The sequence below is a fragment of the Sphingomonas sp. genome (genome assembly GCF_029239295.1).
GTDB lineage: Bacteria > Pseudomonadota > Alphaproteobacteria > Sphingomonadales > Sphingomonadaceae > Sphingomonas.
Map to the genome: position 1 here is coordinate 47,672 of NZ_JAQZBC010000013.1, position 16,525 is coordinate 64,196.

Genomic DNA, 16,525 nt, shown 5'->3' on the forward strand with positions numbered 1-16,525 from the left:
TCATGGCAGGCAGCGTCAACAAGGTCATTCTCGTCGGCAACCTCGGTCGCGATCCCGAATCGCGCTCGTTCCAGAACGGCGGCAAGGTGGTGAACCTGCGCATCGCGACCAGCGAAAGCTGGAAGGATCGCAACAGTGGGGAGCGCAAGGAGAAGACCGAATGGCATTCGGTCGCGATCTTCAACGAAGGGCTCGCCAACGTCGCCGAACGCTTTCTGCGCAAGGGCTCGAAGGTCTATATCGAGGGCCAGCTGCAGACCCGCAAATGGCAGGACCAGCAGGGCCAGGACCGGTATTCGACGGAAATCGTGCTGCAGGGCTTCAATAGCGTCCTGACCATGCTCGATGGCCCGGGCGGCGGTGCCGGCGGCGCTGGCGGCGGCGCGCGCGATGATTTCGGCGGCGGTGACGAATTCGGCGGCGCTGCCGGCGGCAGCGGCTTCGGTGGCGGCCGCGGCGGCGGCGCGGCTCGTGGCGGCAGCGCCGGTGGCGGCAGTGGCGGCGGCTTCGGCCAGTCGCGCGGCGGCTTCGCCGACGATCTGGACGACGACGTACCGTTCTAACCTGGGGGCAAGGGCGGGCCGGCCGCTTCTGATCCGGCATTTCTGACGGGCCCCGTCTGAAGAGCGGCCCGCGCCGGCGTTACGGTCCCGGCGCGGCCTGCTCCTGACCGCCAGCCTGTCGCGTCATCAGACCTGCCTCTAATTCACATGGATCAACCTTCCCTCTCGATGGTTGATCCCCGGCCGAACTGCCCCGGAAGGAACCTATACGCTCTCCTCCCTGCCCGAACTCGACGAGATCGACCGCGCGCGCGTGATGGCGCTTTACGATCTCGCCGGCGCGCGTGACGACGGCGCGCTGGATGATCTCACCGCGTTTGCGGCCGAACTGTGCCAGACGCCGATCGCGCTGGTCAGCCTGGTCGAACAGCAAACCCAGCTATTCCTCTCCCGCGTCGGCCTCGACGCCGATGGCACCCCGCGGTCGCAATCGTTCTGCGCGCATGCGATGCACGGCCATGCGGTGATGGAGGTGGCGGACGCAACGCAGGATCCGCGCTTCCGCGACAATCCGCTCGTCACTGGCGATCCCTCGATCCGCTTCTATGCCGGCGCGCCGCTCGTCTCGCGCGAAGGCGTACCGCTGGGCGCGGTGTGCGTGATCGATACGGTGCCGCGCGGTGCCCTCACCGACTTCCAGCGTCGCGGGCTGGAAATCCTCGCCGCGGGAACGATCTCGCGGCTGGAGGCGCGCCGCGTCGCGCGGGAGCAGCGCGAACAACGCGTCGCCGTCGCCAAGACGCGCGCCGCGCTGGCCGACAGCGAGGAACGCTTCCGCACGCTGGCCGACACCATGCCGCAGATGGTCTGGTCGACCCAGCCCGACGGCTACCACGATTATTACAACGCCCGCTGGTATGAATTCACCGGCGCGCCGCCGGGCACCACCGATGGCGAGGGCTGGAACGACATGTTCCACCCCGAGGATCAGGATCGTGCGTGGAAGGTCTGGCAGCAAAGCCTGGAGACCGGCGAGGCGTATCAGATCGAATATCGCCTGCGCCATTTCGACGGCACGTACCGCTGGGTGCTCGGCCGCGCGCTGCCGATCCGCGATTCAGGTGGGCGGATCACGCGCTGGTTCGGCACCTGCACCGACATCCATGAGCAGAAGCTCGCGCTCGAAGAACGCGAGGTGATCAGCCAGGAACTGTCGCACCGCATCAAGAATATCTTCGCGGTGATCGGCGGCCTGATCCAGGTCGCGGCCCGCGCGCATCCCAATCTGGCGCCGCTCGCTGCCGATCTCCGGGCGCGCATCGCCGCGCTGGGCAAGGCGCATGACTTCGTCCGCCCGCACAGTCCGCATTCGCGCCCCGTCGCGCATCAGGACAGTCTGCGCGGGCTGCTGGAGCAATTGTTCGCCCCCTATCAGACGCAGCCCGGGGAGCGGCTGACCATCACGGGTGCCGATATCAGGGTGGATGATCGCGCCGCCACGCCGCTCGCGCTGCTGTTCCATGAGCTCGCCACCAACGCGAGCAAATATGGCGCGCTCGCGGCGATGGACGGGCATGTGCAGATTTCGATCGCCAATGATGGCGCGACCGCGACGATCGTCTGGCGCGAGGAAGGTGGCCCGGCGATCGACCAGGCAATCGTCACCTCCGGTTTCGGCACGCAGCTGATCGAGTTGAGTGCGGTCCGTCAGCTGGGCGGCAAGGTCACGCGCGATTGGCGCCCGGCCGGCCTCGAACTGGTGATGGAAGCGCCGGTCGCCTCGTTCAGCCGCGCTGGCTGATCCGGACGACCTCGTCGTCGGCAGGCTCGCCCATCCCGCTGGCCAGCGCCGCGGCGGCCAGGATCGCACGATCACTGAACGGCTTGCGAACATAGCCCAGCGCGTCGCAGGGGGCGCCGATCTGCGCCGGATTGGCGGTGACGAACACCACCTTCACGCCGTAATCGCGCGCGATCCGCTGCGCGATATCGGGCCCGGTCGGCCCATCGCGCAGGTTGATGTCGACAAAGGCGATCTCGCATCCGGGCGCCGCGGCCAGCGCCTGATCGCTGTCGGCCGCGATACCCGCCACGACATAGCCGGCATCAGTCAAAATCCGCTCCAGATCGAGCGCCACGAAGATTTCGTCTTCAATGATGAGTGCGGTCTTGGGCATGATTGAATTGGGCAACACAGATTAAGGGTGTTCAGTTCCCCGCAGCAGGAATATCGCATGCTCGGCAAGGATGTTTGCTGCGGCCGATGTTGTTTTCTTGTCACCCGACAGGAACCATGCGCCTTCCACGGCGACCCCTTGTTCGGCCAGATGCGCTCTGAAATCATCTACCGTCAGATGATGAATATTGGGTGTGTCGTACCAGCGTTCCGGCAGCAGCCGCGTGACCGGCATCCGCCCGCCCCACAGCAGCGACAGCCGCACGCGCCAATGCGCAAAATTGGGGAAGCTGACAAAGGCACGGTGCCCGATCCGCAGCAGGTGGCGTAGCACCACGTCGGGCGCGCGGCACGTCTGCAGAGTCTGGCTCAGGATCGCATAGTCGAAGCTTCGATCGGGATAGCTCGCAAGATCGACATCGGCATCGCCCTGGATGACGCTTAATCCTCGCCCGACCGCGGCCGCCACATTGCCCGGCTCCAGTTCCAGCCCGCGCGCATCCGCCTGCTTGCCATCGCGTAGGGCCGCCATCAGCGCCCCGTCGCCGCAGCCGACGTCCAGCACCCGGCTGCCCGGCGCCACATGGTCGGCGATGATGGCCAGATCGGCGCGGAGCGTCATGTCGCGGTTCCCATGAACCCGGCGACCACGCGGTTCATCTCCGGCGATTCGAGCAGGAAGGCGTCGTGCCCATAGGGGCTCGACAGCTCGACGAAGCTGACCGGCGCGCCGGCGGCGTTCAGCGCCTGGACGATGCTGCGCGATTCGCGCGTCGGGTACAGCCAGTCGGTGTCGAAACTGATCAGCGCAAAGCGCGCGCGGCTCTGCCGAAACGCATTGGCCAGCAGCCCGCCATGCTCCTCCGCCAGATCGAAATAGTCCATCGCGCGGGTGATATAGAGGTACGAATTGGCATCGAACCGGTCGACAAAGGCAATGCCCTGGTAGCGCAGGTAGCTCTCGACCTGGAAATCGGCGTCGAAGCCGAACGTCTTGGCCTCGCGCGCCTGCAGCTTGCGACCGAATTTCTCGGTCAGCCCCGCCTCCGACAGATAGGTGATGTGCGCCGCCATGCGCGCCACGGCCAGCCCGGCGGCCGGCGCCGAATGGCCATAATAATCGCCGCCGCGCCAATTGGGATCGGCCATCACCGCCTGCCGGCCCACCTCGTGGAACGCGATGTTCTGCGCCGAATGCCGCGCGGCCGACGCGATGATCACCGCCGCCTCGACCCGGTCGGGGAAGGTCGCCGGCCAGCTCAGCGCCTGCATCCCGCCCATCGACCCGCCGATCACCGCCTTCAGCCGCCCCACACCCAGATGGTCGAGCAGCATGGCCTGCGCGCGCACCATGTCGCGGATCGTGATCACCGGGAAACTCATCGCGAATGGCGCGCCGGTCGCGGGATTGACGGTCGCGGGGCCGGACGATCCCATGCAGCTGCCCAGCACATTGGCGCACACGACGAAGAATCGATCGGTGTCGACCGGCCGGCCCGGTCCCACCATCTGCGTCCACCAGCCCGGCTTGCCGGTCCGCGGATTGGCTCCCGCGACATGCTGGTCCATCGTCAATGCGTGGCAGATCAGGACCGCGTTGCCGCCATCGGGCGACAGCGTGCCATAGGTTTCATAGGCGATCTCGACCGGCGCAAGCTGCCCCCCGCCGTCTAGCGCCAGCGGGCCGGGCAGGATGACGTGGCGCTGGAGACCGAAACGCTGGTCGTCGGCGGACATGCAGGCCGCGCTAGCATTGTGCGCGGCGCAAGCAAACCATTCGTGTACCGAACATTTGGTGCCTCGCTGCTTGCGCCGAATTGCCGGCGCCACATTGCCAACCTGCGCCGCCGCCCGCTACACGCCCGCGCCATGAACGGACCCGCTCCCAAGCCATGGATCATGCAGATCGCGCCCTATGTTCCCGGTCGCTCGACGACCGAGGATGGGCGCAAGGTCGCGAAGCTGTCGTCGAACGAGAACCCGCTCGGCACCAGCCCGCGCGCGCGCGAAGCCTTTGCCAGCGCGGCGACCAGCCTGGAACGCTACCCCGATGCCGGCGCGGCCGACCTGCGCGAGGCACTGGCCGCCAAGCACGGGCTCGATCCCGCCCGCATCATCTACGGCAACGGCTCGGACGAGGTGCTTCACCTCGCCGCCGGCGCCTTCGCCGGGCCGGGTGATGAGGTGATCTACGTCAACTACGGCTTCGCGGTTTATCCGATCGCGACCCGCCGGACCGGGGCAACCCCGGTCATCGCGCCGGACAAGGATTATGCGACCGACGTGGATGCGATCCTGGCTGCGGTCACCGACCGCACCACGATGGTGTTCGTCGCCAATCCGAACAATCCGACCGGCACCTATGCGCCGCGCAGCGAGATCGAGCGGCTGCACGCCGGCCTGCGCGATGACATCCTGCTCGTCCTCGACCATGCCTATGCCGAATATATCGACGGCGCGGACGACGATGGCGCCATGGCCCTGGCGGAGCGTGCGTCCAACGTGCTGGTCACGCGTACCTTCTCCAAGATGTACGGCCTCGCGGCCGAACGGATCGGCTGGGGCTATGGTGCCGCGCCGCTGATCGAGGCGATGCACCGCATCCGCCTGCCCTTCTCGATCACCATCGCCGGCCAGTCGGCCGCCATCGCTGCGCTGGGCGATACCGATTTCGTCGCCAACGCCGCGGCGCATAATGCGAAGTGGCGGACGTGGTTCTCGGACGAGATCGCGAAGCTCGGCAATGCCGGTCTGCGCGCCATCCCCAGCCAGGCGAACTTCGTGCTGGTGGTGTTCGAAGGCGATCTGACGGCGGAGACCGCGTACAAGGGGCTGATGGACGCCGGCTATATCGTCCGCTGGCTGCCCGGCCAGGGCCTCCCGCACGGCCTGCGCATCACGATCGGTACCGAGGATGAGACTCGCGGTGTCATCGCGGCGCTCCGTACCCTCGCCGGCGCTGAATGATCCCCTCCCCGCGCCTCGCGCTCCCTGCCGCCCCGGCGGCTTGAACAAGGTGGCATGATGCTTCCGTTCGCACGCGTTACCATCGTCGGCCTCGGCCTGATCGGTTCCTCGGTCGCGCGCGCGGTACGCCAGTATATGCCCACCGTCGCGCTGGCCGGCCATGATGCCGATCCCGACGTGCGCCGCCGTGCTGACGCGCTGGGGATCGTCGACGACGTCACCGACACGATCGGCGCCGCCGTCACCGATGCCGATCTCGTCATCCTGTGCGTGCCGGTCGGCGCGATGGGCGCGGCGGCGGCGGAGATGGCGGCCGATCTGCCAGCCGATGCGATCGTCAGCGATGTCGGCAGCTGCAAGGCGGAGGTCGCCCGCGCGCTGACCGAAGCGCTGCCCGGCGCAACGATCGTTCCCGCACATCCCGTGGCAGGCACGGAGCAGAGCGGCCCGGAGGCTGGCTTCGCCACGCTCTTCCGCGGGCGCTGGTGCATTGTCACCCCGCTCGCCGATGGCGATCCCACTGCGACCGAGCGCGTGGTCGAATTCTGGCGCCGGCTCGGCAGCACGGTGGAGATTATGGCGCCCGATCATCACGATCGCGTGCTGGCGGTCACCAGTCACCTGCCCCACCTGATCGCCTATACGATCGTCGGCACGGCCAACGACCTGGCCGAAGTCACCCAGTCGGAAGTGATCAAGTTCTCCGCCGGCGGCTTTCGCGACTTCACCCGTATCGCCGCGTCCGATCCAACGATGTGGCGCGACGTGTTCCTGGCCAACAAGGAAGCGGTGCTCGAAATGCTGCAACGCTTCAGCGAGGATCTGTCGCACCTGCAGCGCGCGATCCGCTGGGACGACGGCGACACGCTGTTCGATCTGTTTTCGCGCACTCGCACGATCCGCCGCTCGATCGTCGATCAGGGGCAGGATGATGCCGCCGCGGACTTTGGCCGAAAGCACGACTGACGCGGCCGATCTTCGCCGCAGACAGGCCGGAACCGGGCCGAAAGCAGGCCGGCGGCTAGGCCTGCGCGGCCGGCTCCAGGGCGTTGATTTCTTGCCAGACGCGATGCTCGACGTCCTTGCGCGGCAGCCCCGGCGGGATCGGCTTGCCGAAACGGATGGTCACCACGCCCGGCCGCTTCGCTCCCTTCTTCGGCATCACCAGCCCACTGTTTAGCGCGATCGGAACGACCGGCAGGTTCACCGCCTTGTACAGGCCGGCAAAGCCCGACCGCAGTGGCGGCGTGGTGCCTGGCGTAACCCGCGTTCCCTCGGGATAGACGATCACCGACCGCCCCTGCGCCCGCAGCGCCGCGCCCTCGGTCATCAGCCGGCGCAGCGCCTTGGCCGATGCCTCGCGATCAACCGCAATCGATCCATATAGCTTGGTCGCCCACCCCCACAGCGGGATCCGGCTAAGCTCGCGCTTCAGCACCATCGCCGGGCCATGAAGGATCAGCTGCAGCTCGGTCGTCTCGTACATCGACTGGTGCTTGGCTGCGAACAGGAACTGCCCCTCCGGCACCTCCCCCTCGATCCGGGTGGTGATCCCCAGGAACACGCGCGCAGCCCAGCGATTGAGCTCGGCCCAGCGGTGCGCATGGTGGATCAGCGCCTTCTGCCCGAACGGTGCGAAGAACGGCACCAGCAAGACGATCACCACCGACCCTGCATAAAAAACGATCTGGTACAGGATCGTACGCAGCCTGTTCATATTCCGTCAATTCCTGCCCACAAAGCGATCCGTCTCAGGATCAACTTGTTGTATTCATTGAGTAGTCGGCCTAGCGGTTGTTCGGCACGCACGCCGTCGCGGTAAATGACGACGTCCGCGTCCAGCGCTGCACCCAGCTCCATCCGCGCGCGCGCCATATGCCAGTCCGACGTGACGAGCCGGACCGATTTATACTCATGCTCGCGCATCCAGCGCGCGGTTTCTTCCGCGTTCGATCGCGTGTCCACCGCCTCGCGCCCCAGGTCGACGCAGCAGGCGATCGCCCGCGCATGCCCGTTGGCGGCGATCAGATCGGCCTTGCGCAGTCCAGTCGCGACGCCGGTCACGAGCATCCGCTTCGCTCGTCCCGCGTCGATCATCGCCAAGCCACGCGGGATCCGGCCGGGCCCGCCGGTCGGCACGACGATGGCGTCGGTGCGCAGCGCCGGATCGGCCGGCTCCGCGAGGCGCAGCATGAACACCGCAAAGCCTAGCGCCCAGGCCACCGCCATCAACCCGATGAAGCGCGCGATCACAGCACGCGCTCCAGCGTCCGGGTGATCGCAAATCGCGCCGCGAGCGCCGCCAGAAGGACGAAGCCGATCGGCAGCAGGGCGAGCGTTGCCCAGCCGCCCGGTCCCAGCCTAGCCTGCCCCAGCAGCTCCGATCCGAGCCCCGCAGCCTGTGCGCTGATCACCAGCAGCATCACGATCGCCGCCAGTCCGCCGATCGTAGCGCCAATAGCCGCGTCGCGCGCGATGCGGCGCTGGAACAGCCGCGCAATCTGCACGTCGGTCGATCCCAGCATGTGCATCACTTCGATCGTGTGACGATGCGCCTCAAGCCCGGCGCGGGCCGCCAGCACCACCACCGCCGCCGTGGCGGTCGCCAGCAGGATCACCAGCACGGCAGCGATCAGCACGATCAGGTCTAGGAAATCCGCCACCGGCGCCATCCACGCCTCATGCGCATCGACGCGTGCGGCGGGCGCGACCTTCGCCACCGCCGCACGCACCTTCGCCAAGGTCGCCGGCTGGCTACTGGTCAGTTCAAGATCGATCATCGTCGGCACCGGCAAATCCGGATCCGCCCCGTCCTCGCCCAGCCAGGGGCGAAGCAGCGCGGCCAGCTCGCGGCGATCGACCGGCGTTGCCGCTTGCACCTCGGTCAACCGTCGCAGCGCGCCGAGCACGCGGTCCGCCTCGGCTGCGCGCCGCGCAGGATCGCCGGTAACGATCTGGACCGTGGCTCGCCCGACCAGCTGGTTCTCCAGCGTGGCCGCCGCATTGCGCGTCGCCAGCCCCAGCGCCGCGCCCAACACGGTCAGGAACAGCATGATCGCGATGATCCACACCATCGCCCGCACACCGCGCGCCTCGTCCAGGACACGCCGGGTCCGCTCGCCGCCGGTGCTCATAGCATCTCGCGCGCCGGTGGGTGGCGCAGCGTTCCGGTCGGATCCTGCAGCCGGCCCTTCACCAGCCGCATCATCTGCGCGCCGGGCAAACGGTGCATCAGGTGAAGGTCGTGTGTCGCCACCACAACGGTGGTGCCCAACCGGTTGAGCGAATCGAACAGCAGCAGCAATCGCTCCGCCATCTCGGGGTCGACGTTTCCCGTCGGCTCGTCCGCTACCAGCATCTCGGGACGGCCGATCACCGCGCGGGCGATCGCCACTCGCTGCTGCTCACCGCCCGACAGCGTTTCCGGCTTCGCATCCGCCCGTTCCGCCAGCCCTACCCAGGCCAGCATCTCGCTGACCGGCTCCGCGATCTCCGCTTCCGGCATGCCGGCGATCCGCAGCGGCAGCGCGACATTGTCCGCCGCCGACAGGTGCGGCACCAATCGAAAGTCCTGAAAAACCACGCCGATCCGGCGTCGAAAACCCGGCAGCCGCCCGCGTGGCATCGTCACCGCATCCTCGCCGAACAGGCGAATAACCCCCCGGCTCGGTCGCTGGGCAAGGTACAGCAGGCGCAGCAGCGACGTCTTCCCCGCGCCGCTGGCGCCGGTCAGGAAATAAAATGACCCGGGCGCCAGCGCGAAGCTGACATCAGATAGCGTTTCGGGCTCTTGCCCGTAGCGCAGCCCCACATTCTCGAACTGCACGATATTCGCCATTGCGGCGCTGCTCGTCCCTTGAACCACCTATGCCCCGCACGCGCCATCGCACGATGCAGCCTCCCGCTTCAACCTCCGCTTGCATGCAGGGCACAGGGCGTGTTTAGATTCGCGATGGCTTCAGCCCTTCTGTCTTACGCCGGTAACGTCGCGCGATGATCCTCGAATGTCCCGAATGCCGCACCCGGTATCTGGTGCCCGACACGTCGATCGGCCCGGAGGGTCGAACGGTGCGCTGTGCCAACTGCCGGCATAGCTGGCATCAGGAGCCCGACGCCCGCGCGATCGAGGCGATGGCCGCCCCGCCGCAGCCGACTGGTCCGTCGCCCGAGGCGGATGCGGTATCGTCAACGGCCGTGTCCCTGTCTGAGACGCTGTCGCCGCCGGAGCCCGGCGCAGCGACGCATGCCGCCGACGCGGCGCCGCCCCCGGTTGGCGCCGTCCCAGTCAAGGGTCCCGCGCCCGGATCATTTGCCGCCGCCATGGCGGGCGTGGCGCCAGCCAGCGCCGGCCCGGCTCCGGCGCGGGCAGCGCGCCCCCGCACCAACCCCGCGCGTCGCTGGACAATCGCTGCGGTTCTCGCCGCGCTGCTGATGCTGGTCGCGGTCGGCGCGATCCTGTGGACCAGTGCGCCGGGGCTCGCCTCGCAGCTCGGGCTAAACTTCGGCCCGGAGGAAACCCCGCTCCGCCTCATCGACAATCCGATCGAGCGCCGCGAAATCAGCAACGGCAGTGAATTGTTCGCAGTCAGTGGCAAGGTGCTGAACCCGTCCAATGAGCGTCAGCGCGTGCCTGACATCCGCGCCGACCTTCGCGATGCGCAGAACCGGATCGTCTACACCTGGACGATCATCCCGCAGCAGCGGACCCTGGCACCCAAGAGCGCGATCGATTTCAATTCGGCCAAGCTCGATGTGCCGGCCAGCTCCAAGAAGCTGGAGCTAAGCTTCGTGGGCGAAGGCGACAGCTGATCCGGGCCATATAATGGCATGGTCTCCGCACGTTCGCTTGGACGCGCGGAGCCTTCGGGCACTTTTTCCGCATAACTTTTCGATCTGATTGCGCAGACCCCATTGCCAGCCCCCACAACCCTTGCTAGTGGCCCGCTCCTGCCAGCCGCCGGGCCTGCCCGGTGGACATCACGTGCGGTCGTGGCGGAACTGGTAGACGCGCAACGTTGAGGTCGTTGTGTCCGAAAGGACGTGGAAGTTCGAGTCTTCTCGACCGCACCATTGATTATCGGCGGGGTTATGAAACACTCTCTTGAGTGCCCCGCCGCTTCTCTTGCCGGCTGATCATGACCCTCCCCTTCCGCACCGCGGCCCTTTATCAATTCACCCGCTTCGACGATCCTGTCGCCTTGCGCAACGGTATCGAGGCGTGCTGCCGCCTGCATGATGTGCAGGGAACGCTGCTGCTGGCGCACGAGGGCATCAACGGCACGATCGCCGGCCCGCCGCCTGGCATCGAGGCCGTCATCGCGCATCTGCGAACCCTTCCGGGCTGCGCCGATCTGGCGGTGAAATACGCCGAGGCGCCGACGCCGCCCTTTCATCGCCTGAAGGTCCGGCTGAAGCGAGAGATCGTCACCATGGGACAGCCCGATCTCGATCCGCTCGCGGACGCGGGTACTTATGTCGCGCCTGAGGACTGGGACGATCTGATCGCCCAGCCGGACACTGTCGTCATCGACACGCGCAACGATTACGAGGTGGCGATCGGCACCTTTCCCGGCGCCATCAACCCGGAAACGCGCAGCTTTCGTGACTTTCCCGCCTGGTTCCGGGCCAACCGCGACCAACTGGTTGCCGGCAAGACAAAAGTCGCGATGTTCTGCACCGGTGGAATCCGCTGCGAGAAGTCCACCGCCTTTCTGAAGGGGGAGGGCATAGAGGAGGTCTACCACCTCGAAGGCGGCATCCTGAACTATCTCGAGAAGATACCCGCCGATCAGGTGTCATGGCAGGGCGAATGCTTCGTCTTTGACGAACGCGTCGCGGTGACGCCTGAGCTTCAGCCCGGCACCCATGTCCTCTGTCGTGCCTGCCGGCGCCCGGTAAGCCCGGAGGCACGGCAATCCCCGCTTTATGAAGAGGGGATCAGCTGCCCGGCCTGTCACGCCGATCTGGACGACGCCAAGCGCGCTCGCCTTGCCGAGCGCCATCGTCAGGAGGAACTGGCGCGTGCCCGCGGGGAGCGCCACGTCGGCGCGAAGATGGACTCACGGTAGCACCGCTCTTCCTGTCGCCGGCCGATACCCTGGACGGCAGCAGCAACAGTCCTACGAACCAGCCATAGCGAAACGGGCGCCGACACTGTCGACGCCCGTTCTGGTTTCGGGATCGTGGCGAGCGGCCGTCACGCGGCGCGGCGCGCGAAGTCCTTGTTGATCGCCAGCGCGGCCAGCGTGCACGCAGCGCCCGACAGTAGGTACAGGCCGACCGACCACAGGCCGAAACGGCTGGCGAGGAACAACGCGACCAGCGGCGCGAAACCAGCACCGATAACCCAGGCGGCATTCGCGACGATCGCAGCGCCGGTGTAGCGCGATTCCGGCGGGAAGTTGTTGTTCACCGTTCCCGACGACTGGCCGAACGCCAGGCCGAGCAGGGCGAAGCCGCCGATCATGTAGATCGCCTCACCCACTTCACCGCCATCCAGCAGTCGGGGGGCAAAGCCACTGTAGACAGCGATCAGCGCCGCCGAGACGCCGAGCACGGCACGCCGGCCCACGCGATCCGCGACCACGCCCGAGGCAAGGATCGCGAGGATGCAGACTACCGCGCCCATCGCCTCGATACCCAGGAAGCGGACGGGATCCTCGCCGATCTCGACCGTTACCCACGACAGCGGGAACACGGTTACGAGGTGGAACAATGCAAAGCTGGCAAGCGGCGCAAACGCCCCCAGGATGATCGTGCGACGCTCACGGAACATGGTGGCGAACGCCGGCGACGGCTGCAGCTCGCGGCTTTCGAACAGACGCTCGAACTCCGGCGTGGCAACGAGTCGCAGGCGGGCGAACAGCGCCACGACGTTGATCGCCAGCACCACGAAGAACGGATAGCGCCAGCCCCAGCTGATGAAGTCCTCCGGCGACAGGATCGCCAGGAAATAAGCGAACAGGCACGAGGCGACCAGCAGGCCAAGCGGCGCGCCCAGCTGCGGGATCATCGCGTACCAGCCGCGCTTTTCCTCGGGCGCATTAAGCGACAGCAGCGACGGCAGTCCGTCCCATGCGCCGCCCAGCGCCACGCCCTGGCCGATACGGAACAGCGCCAGCAGAACGGCCGACAGCGTGCCCACCTGCGCATAGCTGGGCAGCAGCGCGATCGAGATCGTCGATCCGCCCAGCAGGAACAGCGCAATGGTCAGCTTGGTCCCCCGACCGTGGATACGGTCGATCCACATAAACAGCAGCGTGCCGAACGGGCGAGCGACGAACGCCAGCGCGAAAATGGCGAAGGAATACAGCGTGCCGGTCAGCGCATCGACGTACGGGAACACCAGCTGCGGGAACACCAGCACCGACGCGATCGCATAGACGAAGAAGTCGAAGAACTCGCTGGTACGGCCGATGATCACGCCGATCGCGATCTCACCGGGTGCGACATCCTTCTGGCGCGCATTGATCAGCCGGGCATCTCGTTCCAGGGCTGCCGAATCCGGCGCGTTGGTCGATGCAGTCATTTCCGTCATGCTCCCGCGGCAATCCGCCGTGCGATTAATGGTTGGCCCGCCTCGGGGTTCACTAATACACTCCTCTGCCCAACCGACGCCAGTGACGGGATTGGACAAATTGTCCAATGTAGCGCCCCGTGGACTCGGCCTAGGAGCGCCTGGATATGCCCGATCATCCCGCCCCGGCTCCGCGGCTCGCCCGCCTGGCCCTGCTTCCGCTCCTGCTGTTCGTTGCCGGCTGCCAAGGCGCCGTGCTCGATCCGGCAGGCGATGTCGCGCTTCAGGAGCGCAACCTGATCTATGCATCTGTCGGGCTGATGCTGCTGATCATCGTTCCGGTGATGATCCTGACGGTCGTGTTCGCCTGGCGCTATCGCAAGGGCAACAAGGACGCGACCTACGATCCCCATTTCGATCACAGCACCTCGCTGGAACTGGTGATCTGGTCGGCGCCGCTGCTGATCATCATCGCGCTGGGCGCCATCACCTGGTCCAGCACCCACCTGCTCGATCCGTTCCGGCCGCTGAACCGCATCTCGGCGACTCAGCCCAAGCCGAAGAATGAACGGCCGATGCTGGTTCAGGTCGTGTCGCTCGATTGGAAGTGGCTGTTCATCTATCCGGAGCTGGGCATCGCGACGGTCAATGAACTGGCGCTGCCGGTGAACCGCGAAGTGCGCTTCGACATGACGTCGAGCAACATGATGAATACCTTCTACGCGCCGACGCTCGCGGGCATGGTGTACACCATGCCGGGGATGCGCAGCACGCTGCACGCAGTGCTCAATCGCCCGGGCGAGTATGAGGGCATGTCCGCCAATTACAGCGGCGCCGGCTTCTCCTACATGCGCTTCAAGCTGCTCGGGCAGGACAATGCCGGCTTCGATCGCTGGGTTGCCGAGGTGAAGGCGCGTGGCAACACGCTCGACACGGCCAATTACCTGAAGCTGGAAAAGCCCAGTGAGAAGGTGCCGCCGATGTTCTTCTCCAACGTCCAGCCGGCACTGTTCCAGCGCATCTACGAACGCTGCGTCACGCCGGGCACGCCGTGCATGAGCGAGATCATGGCACGCGACGCGGCGCTGCGCGGTGCCAAGCCGCACGAAATGCGCCCGGGTGCTGGCGTCCCGGCCGGCCGCACGTCCATTCCGCGTGAAAAGCCGGAGGGCGCGCTCCTCAAGGATAGCGAGGAGATCGAGCCCGCACCGCACCTCAGCAAGCCGCCACTGCCCGGCGCGCCTGGTGCGACCAAGCCCGACTCGCCGCGCAATCGCGACATGTCCTTCCTTCTCCTGCCAACCGTGCCCGGTCTCACCGGCGCGGCGCGCGGCTGAGCCGCCGGAGCTCCTCATGTTCAACGAATCCGTCCTGAAGACGATCTTCGGTCGCCTCAGTTTAGAATCCTTCCCGATCCACGAGCCGATCCTGCTCGTCACCTTTGCGGTGGTCGTGGTGCTCGGCCTCGGCATCGTCGGGGCGATCACCAAGTACAAGCTCTGGGGCTATCTGTGGCACGAGTGGTTCACCAGCGTGGACCACAAGAAGATCGGGATTATGTACATAATCCTGGGCATCATCATGCTGCTCCGCGGCTTCGCCGACGCGGTGATGATGCGGGCCCAGCAAGCGATGTCCTTCGGCGCGAACGAGGGGTATCTCAACGCACACCATTATGATCAGATCTTCACCGCACACGGGACGATCATGATCTTCTTCGTCGCGATCCCGCTGGTGGTGGGCATCATCAACTATGTGATGCCGCTGCAGATCGGCGCGCGCGACGTGGCCTTCCCCTTCCTCAACAATTTCAGCTTCTGGCTGACCGCTGCCGGTGCGGCGCTGGTCATGGTCTCGCTGTTCGTCGGCGAATTCAGCCGTGCGGGCTGGCTGAACTATGTGCCGGTCGCGAACCTGCAGAACAGCCCTGATCCGGGGCCTGACTATTATCTGTGGGCGCTACAGATTGCCGGCATCGGCACCACGCTGTCGGGCATCAACATGGTCGTCACCGTGATCAAGATGCGTGCGCCTGGCATGACGATGATGAAGCTGCCGGTGTTCACCTGGACGGCGCTGTGCAGCAACGTGCTGGTCGTGGCGATCTTCCCGGTCCTCACCGCCGCCTTCGCCATGCTCATGCTCGACCGCTACGTCGGCACCAACTTCTTCACCAATGATCTCGGCGGCAACCCGATGATGTATTGGAACCTGGTGTGGATCTGGGGTCACCCAGAGGTATACGTCCTCATCCTCCCGGTGTTCGGCATCTATTCGGAAATCACGTCGACCTTCACGGGCAAGCGCCTCTTCGGCTATTCGTCGATGGTCTATGCCACGGTCGTCATCACGATCCTGAGCTACCTGGTGTGGCTGCACCACTTCTTCACCATGGGTTCGGGCGCCAGCGTCAACAGCTTCTTCGGCATCGCGACGATGGTCATCTCCATCCCGACGGGTGCGAAGATCTTCAACTGGCTGTTCACCATGTACCGTGGCCAGATCCGGTTCGAACTGCCGATGCAGTGGGTCGTCGCGTTCATGCTCACCTTCGTGGTGGGCGGCATGACGGGCGTGATGCTCGCGATCCCGCCGGCAGACTTCGTGCTGCACAACTCGCTGTTCCTGGTCGCGCACTTCCACAACGTGATCATCGGCGGCGTCGTGTTCGGCCTGTTCGCCGGCATCGATTACTGGTGGCCCAAGGCCTTCGGGTTCAAGCTCGATCCGTTCTGGGGCAAGATCCACTTCTGGGGCTGGGTGATCGGCTACTGGATCGCGTGGACGCCGATGTACGTCGCCGGCCTGATGGGCGTCACCCGTCGCCTGCGTCACCTGGACGATGCGACGCTGCAGCCGCTGTTCATGATCGCCGCCGTCGGCGTGGTGATCATCGCCATCGGTATTGCCGCCTTCGTCATCCAGATCGCGGTCAGCATCAAGAACCGTGACAAGCTGCGCGTCGGTGATGATCCGTGGGACGGCCGTACGCTGGAATGGGCGACCAGTTCGCCGCCGCCGGCGTACAATTTCGCCTTCACCCCGGTCGTGCACGATCTCGATGCATGGCACGACATGAAGGCGCGCGGCGTCAAGCGTCCGACCAGCGGCTTCAAGCCGATCCACATGCCGCGCAATACGCCGGCGGGTGTGATCCTCTCGGCGCTGGCGGCGGTGCTCGGCTTCGCGATGATCTGGTACATGTGGTGGCTGGCAGCGGCGAGCTTCGTCGCGATGATCGGCTACGGCATCTTCCACACCTTCAACTACAACCGCGACTATTACATTCCGGCCGAGGAAGTGGCCGAGAATGAACGCAAGCACGCGCTGGCGGGAGCCTGACATGACCACCCATTCCCCCAC

At 66.1% G+C, this 16,525-nt stretch carries 16 protein-coding genes and 1 tRNA gene; 9 read left to right on the top strand and 8 right to left on the bottom strand.

Going from position 1 to position 16,525, the window contains the following annotated elements; genetic code table 11:
• The first annotated feature begins 2 nt into the window (after positions 1-2).
• Positions 3-563, top strand: coding sequence for a single-stranded DNA-binding protein (ssb, locus tag K0S66_RS12865; protein WP_301075848.1), 561 nt, complete (start codon positions 3-5; stop codon positions 561-563).
• Between the two features lie 256 nt (positions 564-819).
• The gene (locus tag K0S66_RS12870) at positions 820-2,304 is read left to right on the top strand and encodes a PAS domain-containing protein (protein WP_301075887.1); all 1,485 of its coding nucleotides are present in this window, start codon (positions 820-822) and stop codon (positions 2,302-2,304) included.
• Here K0S66_RS12870 and K0S66_RS12875 read toward each other — a convergent pair.
• From K0S66_RS12875 to K0S66_RS12885, 3 genes are read right to left on the bottom strand one after another with little or no spacing between them, the layout of a single operon-like run.
• Positions 2,288-2,680: a response regulator gene (locus tag K0S66_RS12875; RefSeq protein ID WP_301075849.1), complete on the bottom strand. Its 393-nt coding sequence runs from the start codon at positions 2,678-2,680 to the stop codon at positions 2,288-2,290. The genes K0S66_RS12870 and K0S66_RS12875 overlap by 17 nt on opposite strands.
• Positions 2,681-2,701: 21 nt before the next feature.
• Complete coding sequence (gene metW / locus K0S66_RS12880; protein WP_301075850.1) at positions 2,702-3,301, bottom strand: methionine biosynthesis protein MetW; 600 nt, start codon at positions 3,299-3,301, stop codon at positions 2,702-2,704.
• Complete coding sequence (locus K0S66_RS12885) at positions 3,298-4,416, bottom strand: homoserine O-acetyltransferase (RefSeq protein ID WP_301075851.1); 1,119 nt, start codon at positions 4,414-4,416, stop codon at positions 3,298-3,300. Before K0S66_RS12885 ends, metW begins: the two co-directional genes overlap by 4 nt.
• 132 nt (positions 4,417-4,548) lie before the next feature.
• Here K0S66_RS12885 and hisC point away from each other — a divergent pair, with 132 nt between their 5' ends.
• Positions 4,549-5,646 (top strand): histidinol-phosphate transaminase, encoded by a 1,098-nt coding sequence (gene hisC / locus K0S66_RS12890; RefSeq protein ID WP_301075852.1) that lies wholly within the window; start codon positions 4,549-4,551, stop codon positions 5,644-5,646.
• A 57-nt stretch (positions 5,647-5,703) separates the two neighbouring features.
• A complete protein-coding gene (locus tag K0S66_RS12895) occupies positions 5,704-6,612 on the top strand; it encodes a prephenate/arogenate dehydrogenase family protein (protein ID WP_301075888.1) in 909 nt (302 codons plus the stop codon).
• A gap of 55 nt (positions 6,613-6,667) precedes the next feature.
• Here K0S66_RS12895 and K0S66_RS12900 read toward each other — a convergent pair whose 3' ends face one another.
• Genes K0S66_RS12900 through ftsE form a run of 4 tightly spaced genes read right to left on the bottom strand, consistent with a single transcriptional unit; the run spans position 6,668 to position 9,484 of the window.
• Entirely contained in the window at positions 6,668-7,363 is a 696-nt protein-coding gene (locus K0S66_RS12900) for a lysophospholipid acyltransferase family protein (RefSeq protein ID WP_301075853.1), read from the bottom strand.
• Entirely contained in the window at positions 7,360-7,899 is a 540-nt protein-coding gene (locus K0S66_RS12905; protein ID WP_301075854.1) for a YdcF family protein, read from the bottom strand. Before K0S66_RS12905 ends, K0S66_RS12900 begins: the two co-directional genes overlap by 4 nt.
• On the bottom strand, positions 7,896-8,780 hold the full coding sequence (locus K0S66_RS12910; RefSeq protein WP_301075856.1) for a permease: 885 nt from the start codon (positions 8,778-8,780) through the stop codon (positions 7,896-7,898). The genes K0S66_RS12905 and K0S66_RS12910 overlap by 4 nt, the downstream gene beginning before the upstream one ends.
• Positions 8,777-9,484, bottom strand: coding sequence for a cell division ATP-binding protein FtsE (gene ftsE / locus K0S66_RS12915; RefSeq protein ID WP_301075857.1), 708 nt, complete (start codon positions 9,482-9,484; stop codon positions 8,777-8,779). Before ftsE ends, K0S66_RS12910 begins: the two co-directional genes overlap by 4 nt.
• Before the next feature lie 155 nt (positions 9,485-9,639).
• On the opposite strand from ftsE, the gene K0S66_RS12920 reads away from it, so the two are divergent.
• The 3 genes from K0S66_RS12920 (at position 9,640) to K0S66_RS12930 (ending at position 11,714) form a co-directional block, all read left to right on the top strand.
• On the top strand, positions 9,640-10,455 hold the full coding sequence (locus K0S66_RS12920) for a zinc-ribbon domain-containing protein (protein WP_301075858.1): 816 nt from the start codon (positions 9,640-9,642) through the stop codon (positions 10,453-10,455).
• Positions 10,456-10,629: 174 nt separating this feature from the next.
• Positions 10,630-10,716: transfer RNA gene (locus K0S66_RS12925), tRNA-Leu, on the top strand.
• A 65-nt stretch (positions 10,717-10,781) separates the two neighbouring features.
• The gene (locus tag K0S66_RS12930; protein ID WP_301075859.1) at positions 10,782-11,714 is read left to right on the top strand and encodes a rhodanese-related sulfurtransferase; all 933 of its coding nucleotides are present in this window, start codon (positions 10,782-10,784) and stop codon (positions 11,712-11,714) included.
• A 128-nt stretch (positions 11,715-11,842) separates the two neighbouring features.
• Here K0S66_RS12930 and K0S66_RS12935 read toward each other — a convergent pair whose 3' ends face one another.
• On the bottom strand, positions 11,843-13,174 hold the full coding sequence (locus K0S66_RS12935) for an MFS transporter (RefSeq protein WP_301075861.1): 1,332 nt from the start codon (positions 13,172-13,174) through the stop codon (positions 11,843-11,845).
• Positions 13,175-13,329: 155 nt separating this feature from the next.
• Here K0S66_RS12935 and cyoA point away from each other — a divergent pair, with 155 nt between their 5' ends.
• On the top strand, positions 13,330-14,499 hold the full coding sequence (gene cyoA, locus K0S66_RS12940; RefSeq protein ID WP_301075862.1) for a ubiquinol oxidase subunit II: 1,170 nt from the start codon (positions 13,330-13,332) through the stop codon (positions 14,497-14,499).
• A gap of 16 nt (positions 14,500-14,515) precedes the next feature.
• Positions 14,516-16,504: a cytochrome o ubiquinol oxidase subunit I gene (gene cyoB / locus K0S66_RS12945; protein ID WP_301075863.1), complete on the top strand. Its 1,989-nt coding sequence runs from the start codon at positions 14,516-14,518 to the stop codon at positions 16,502-16,504.
• Positions 16,505-16,525 lie beyond the last annotated feature (21 nt).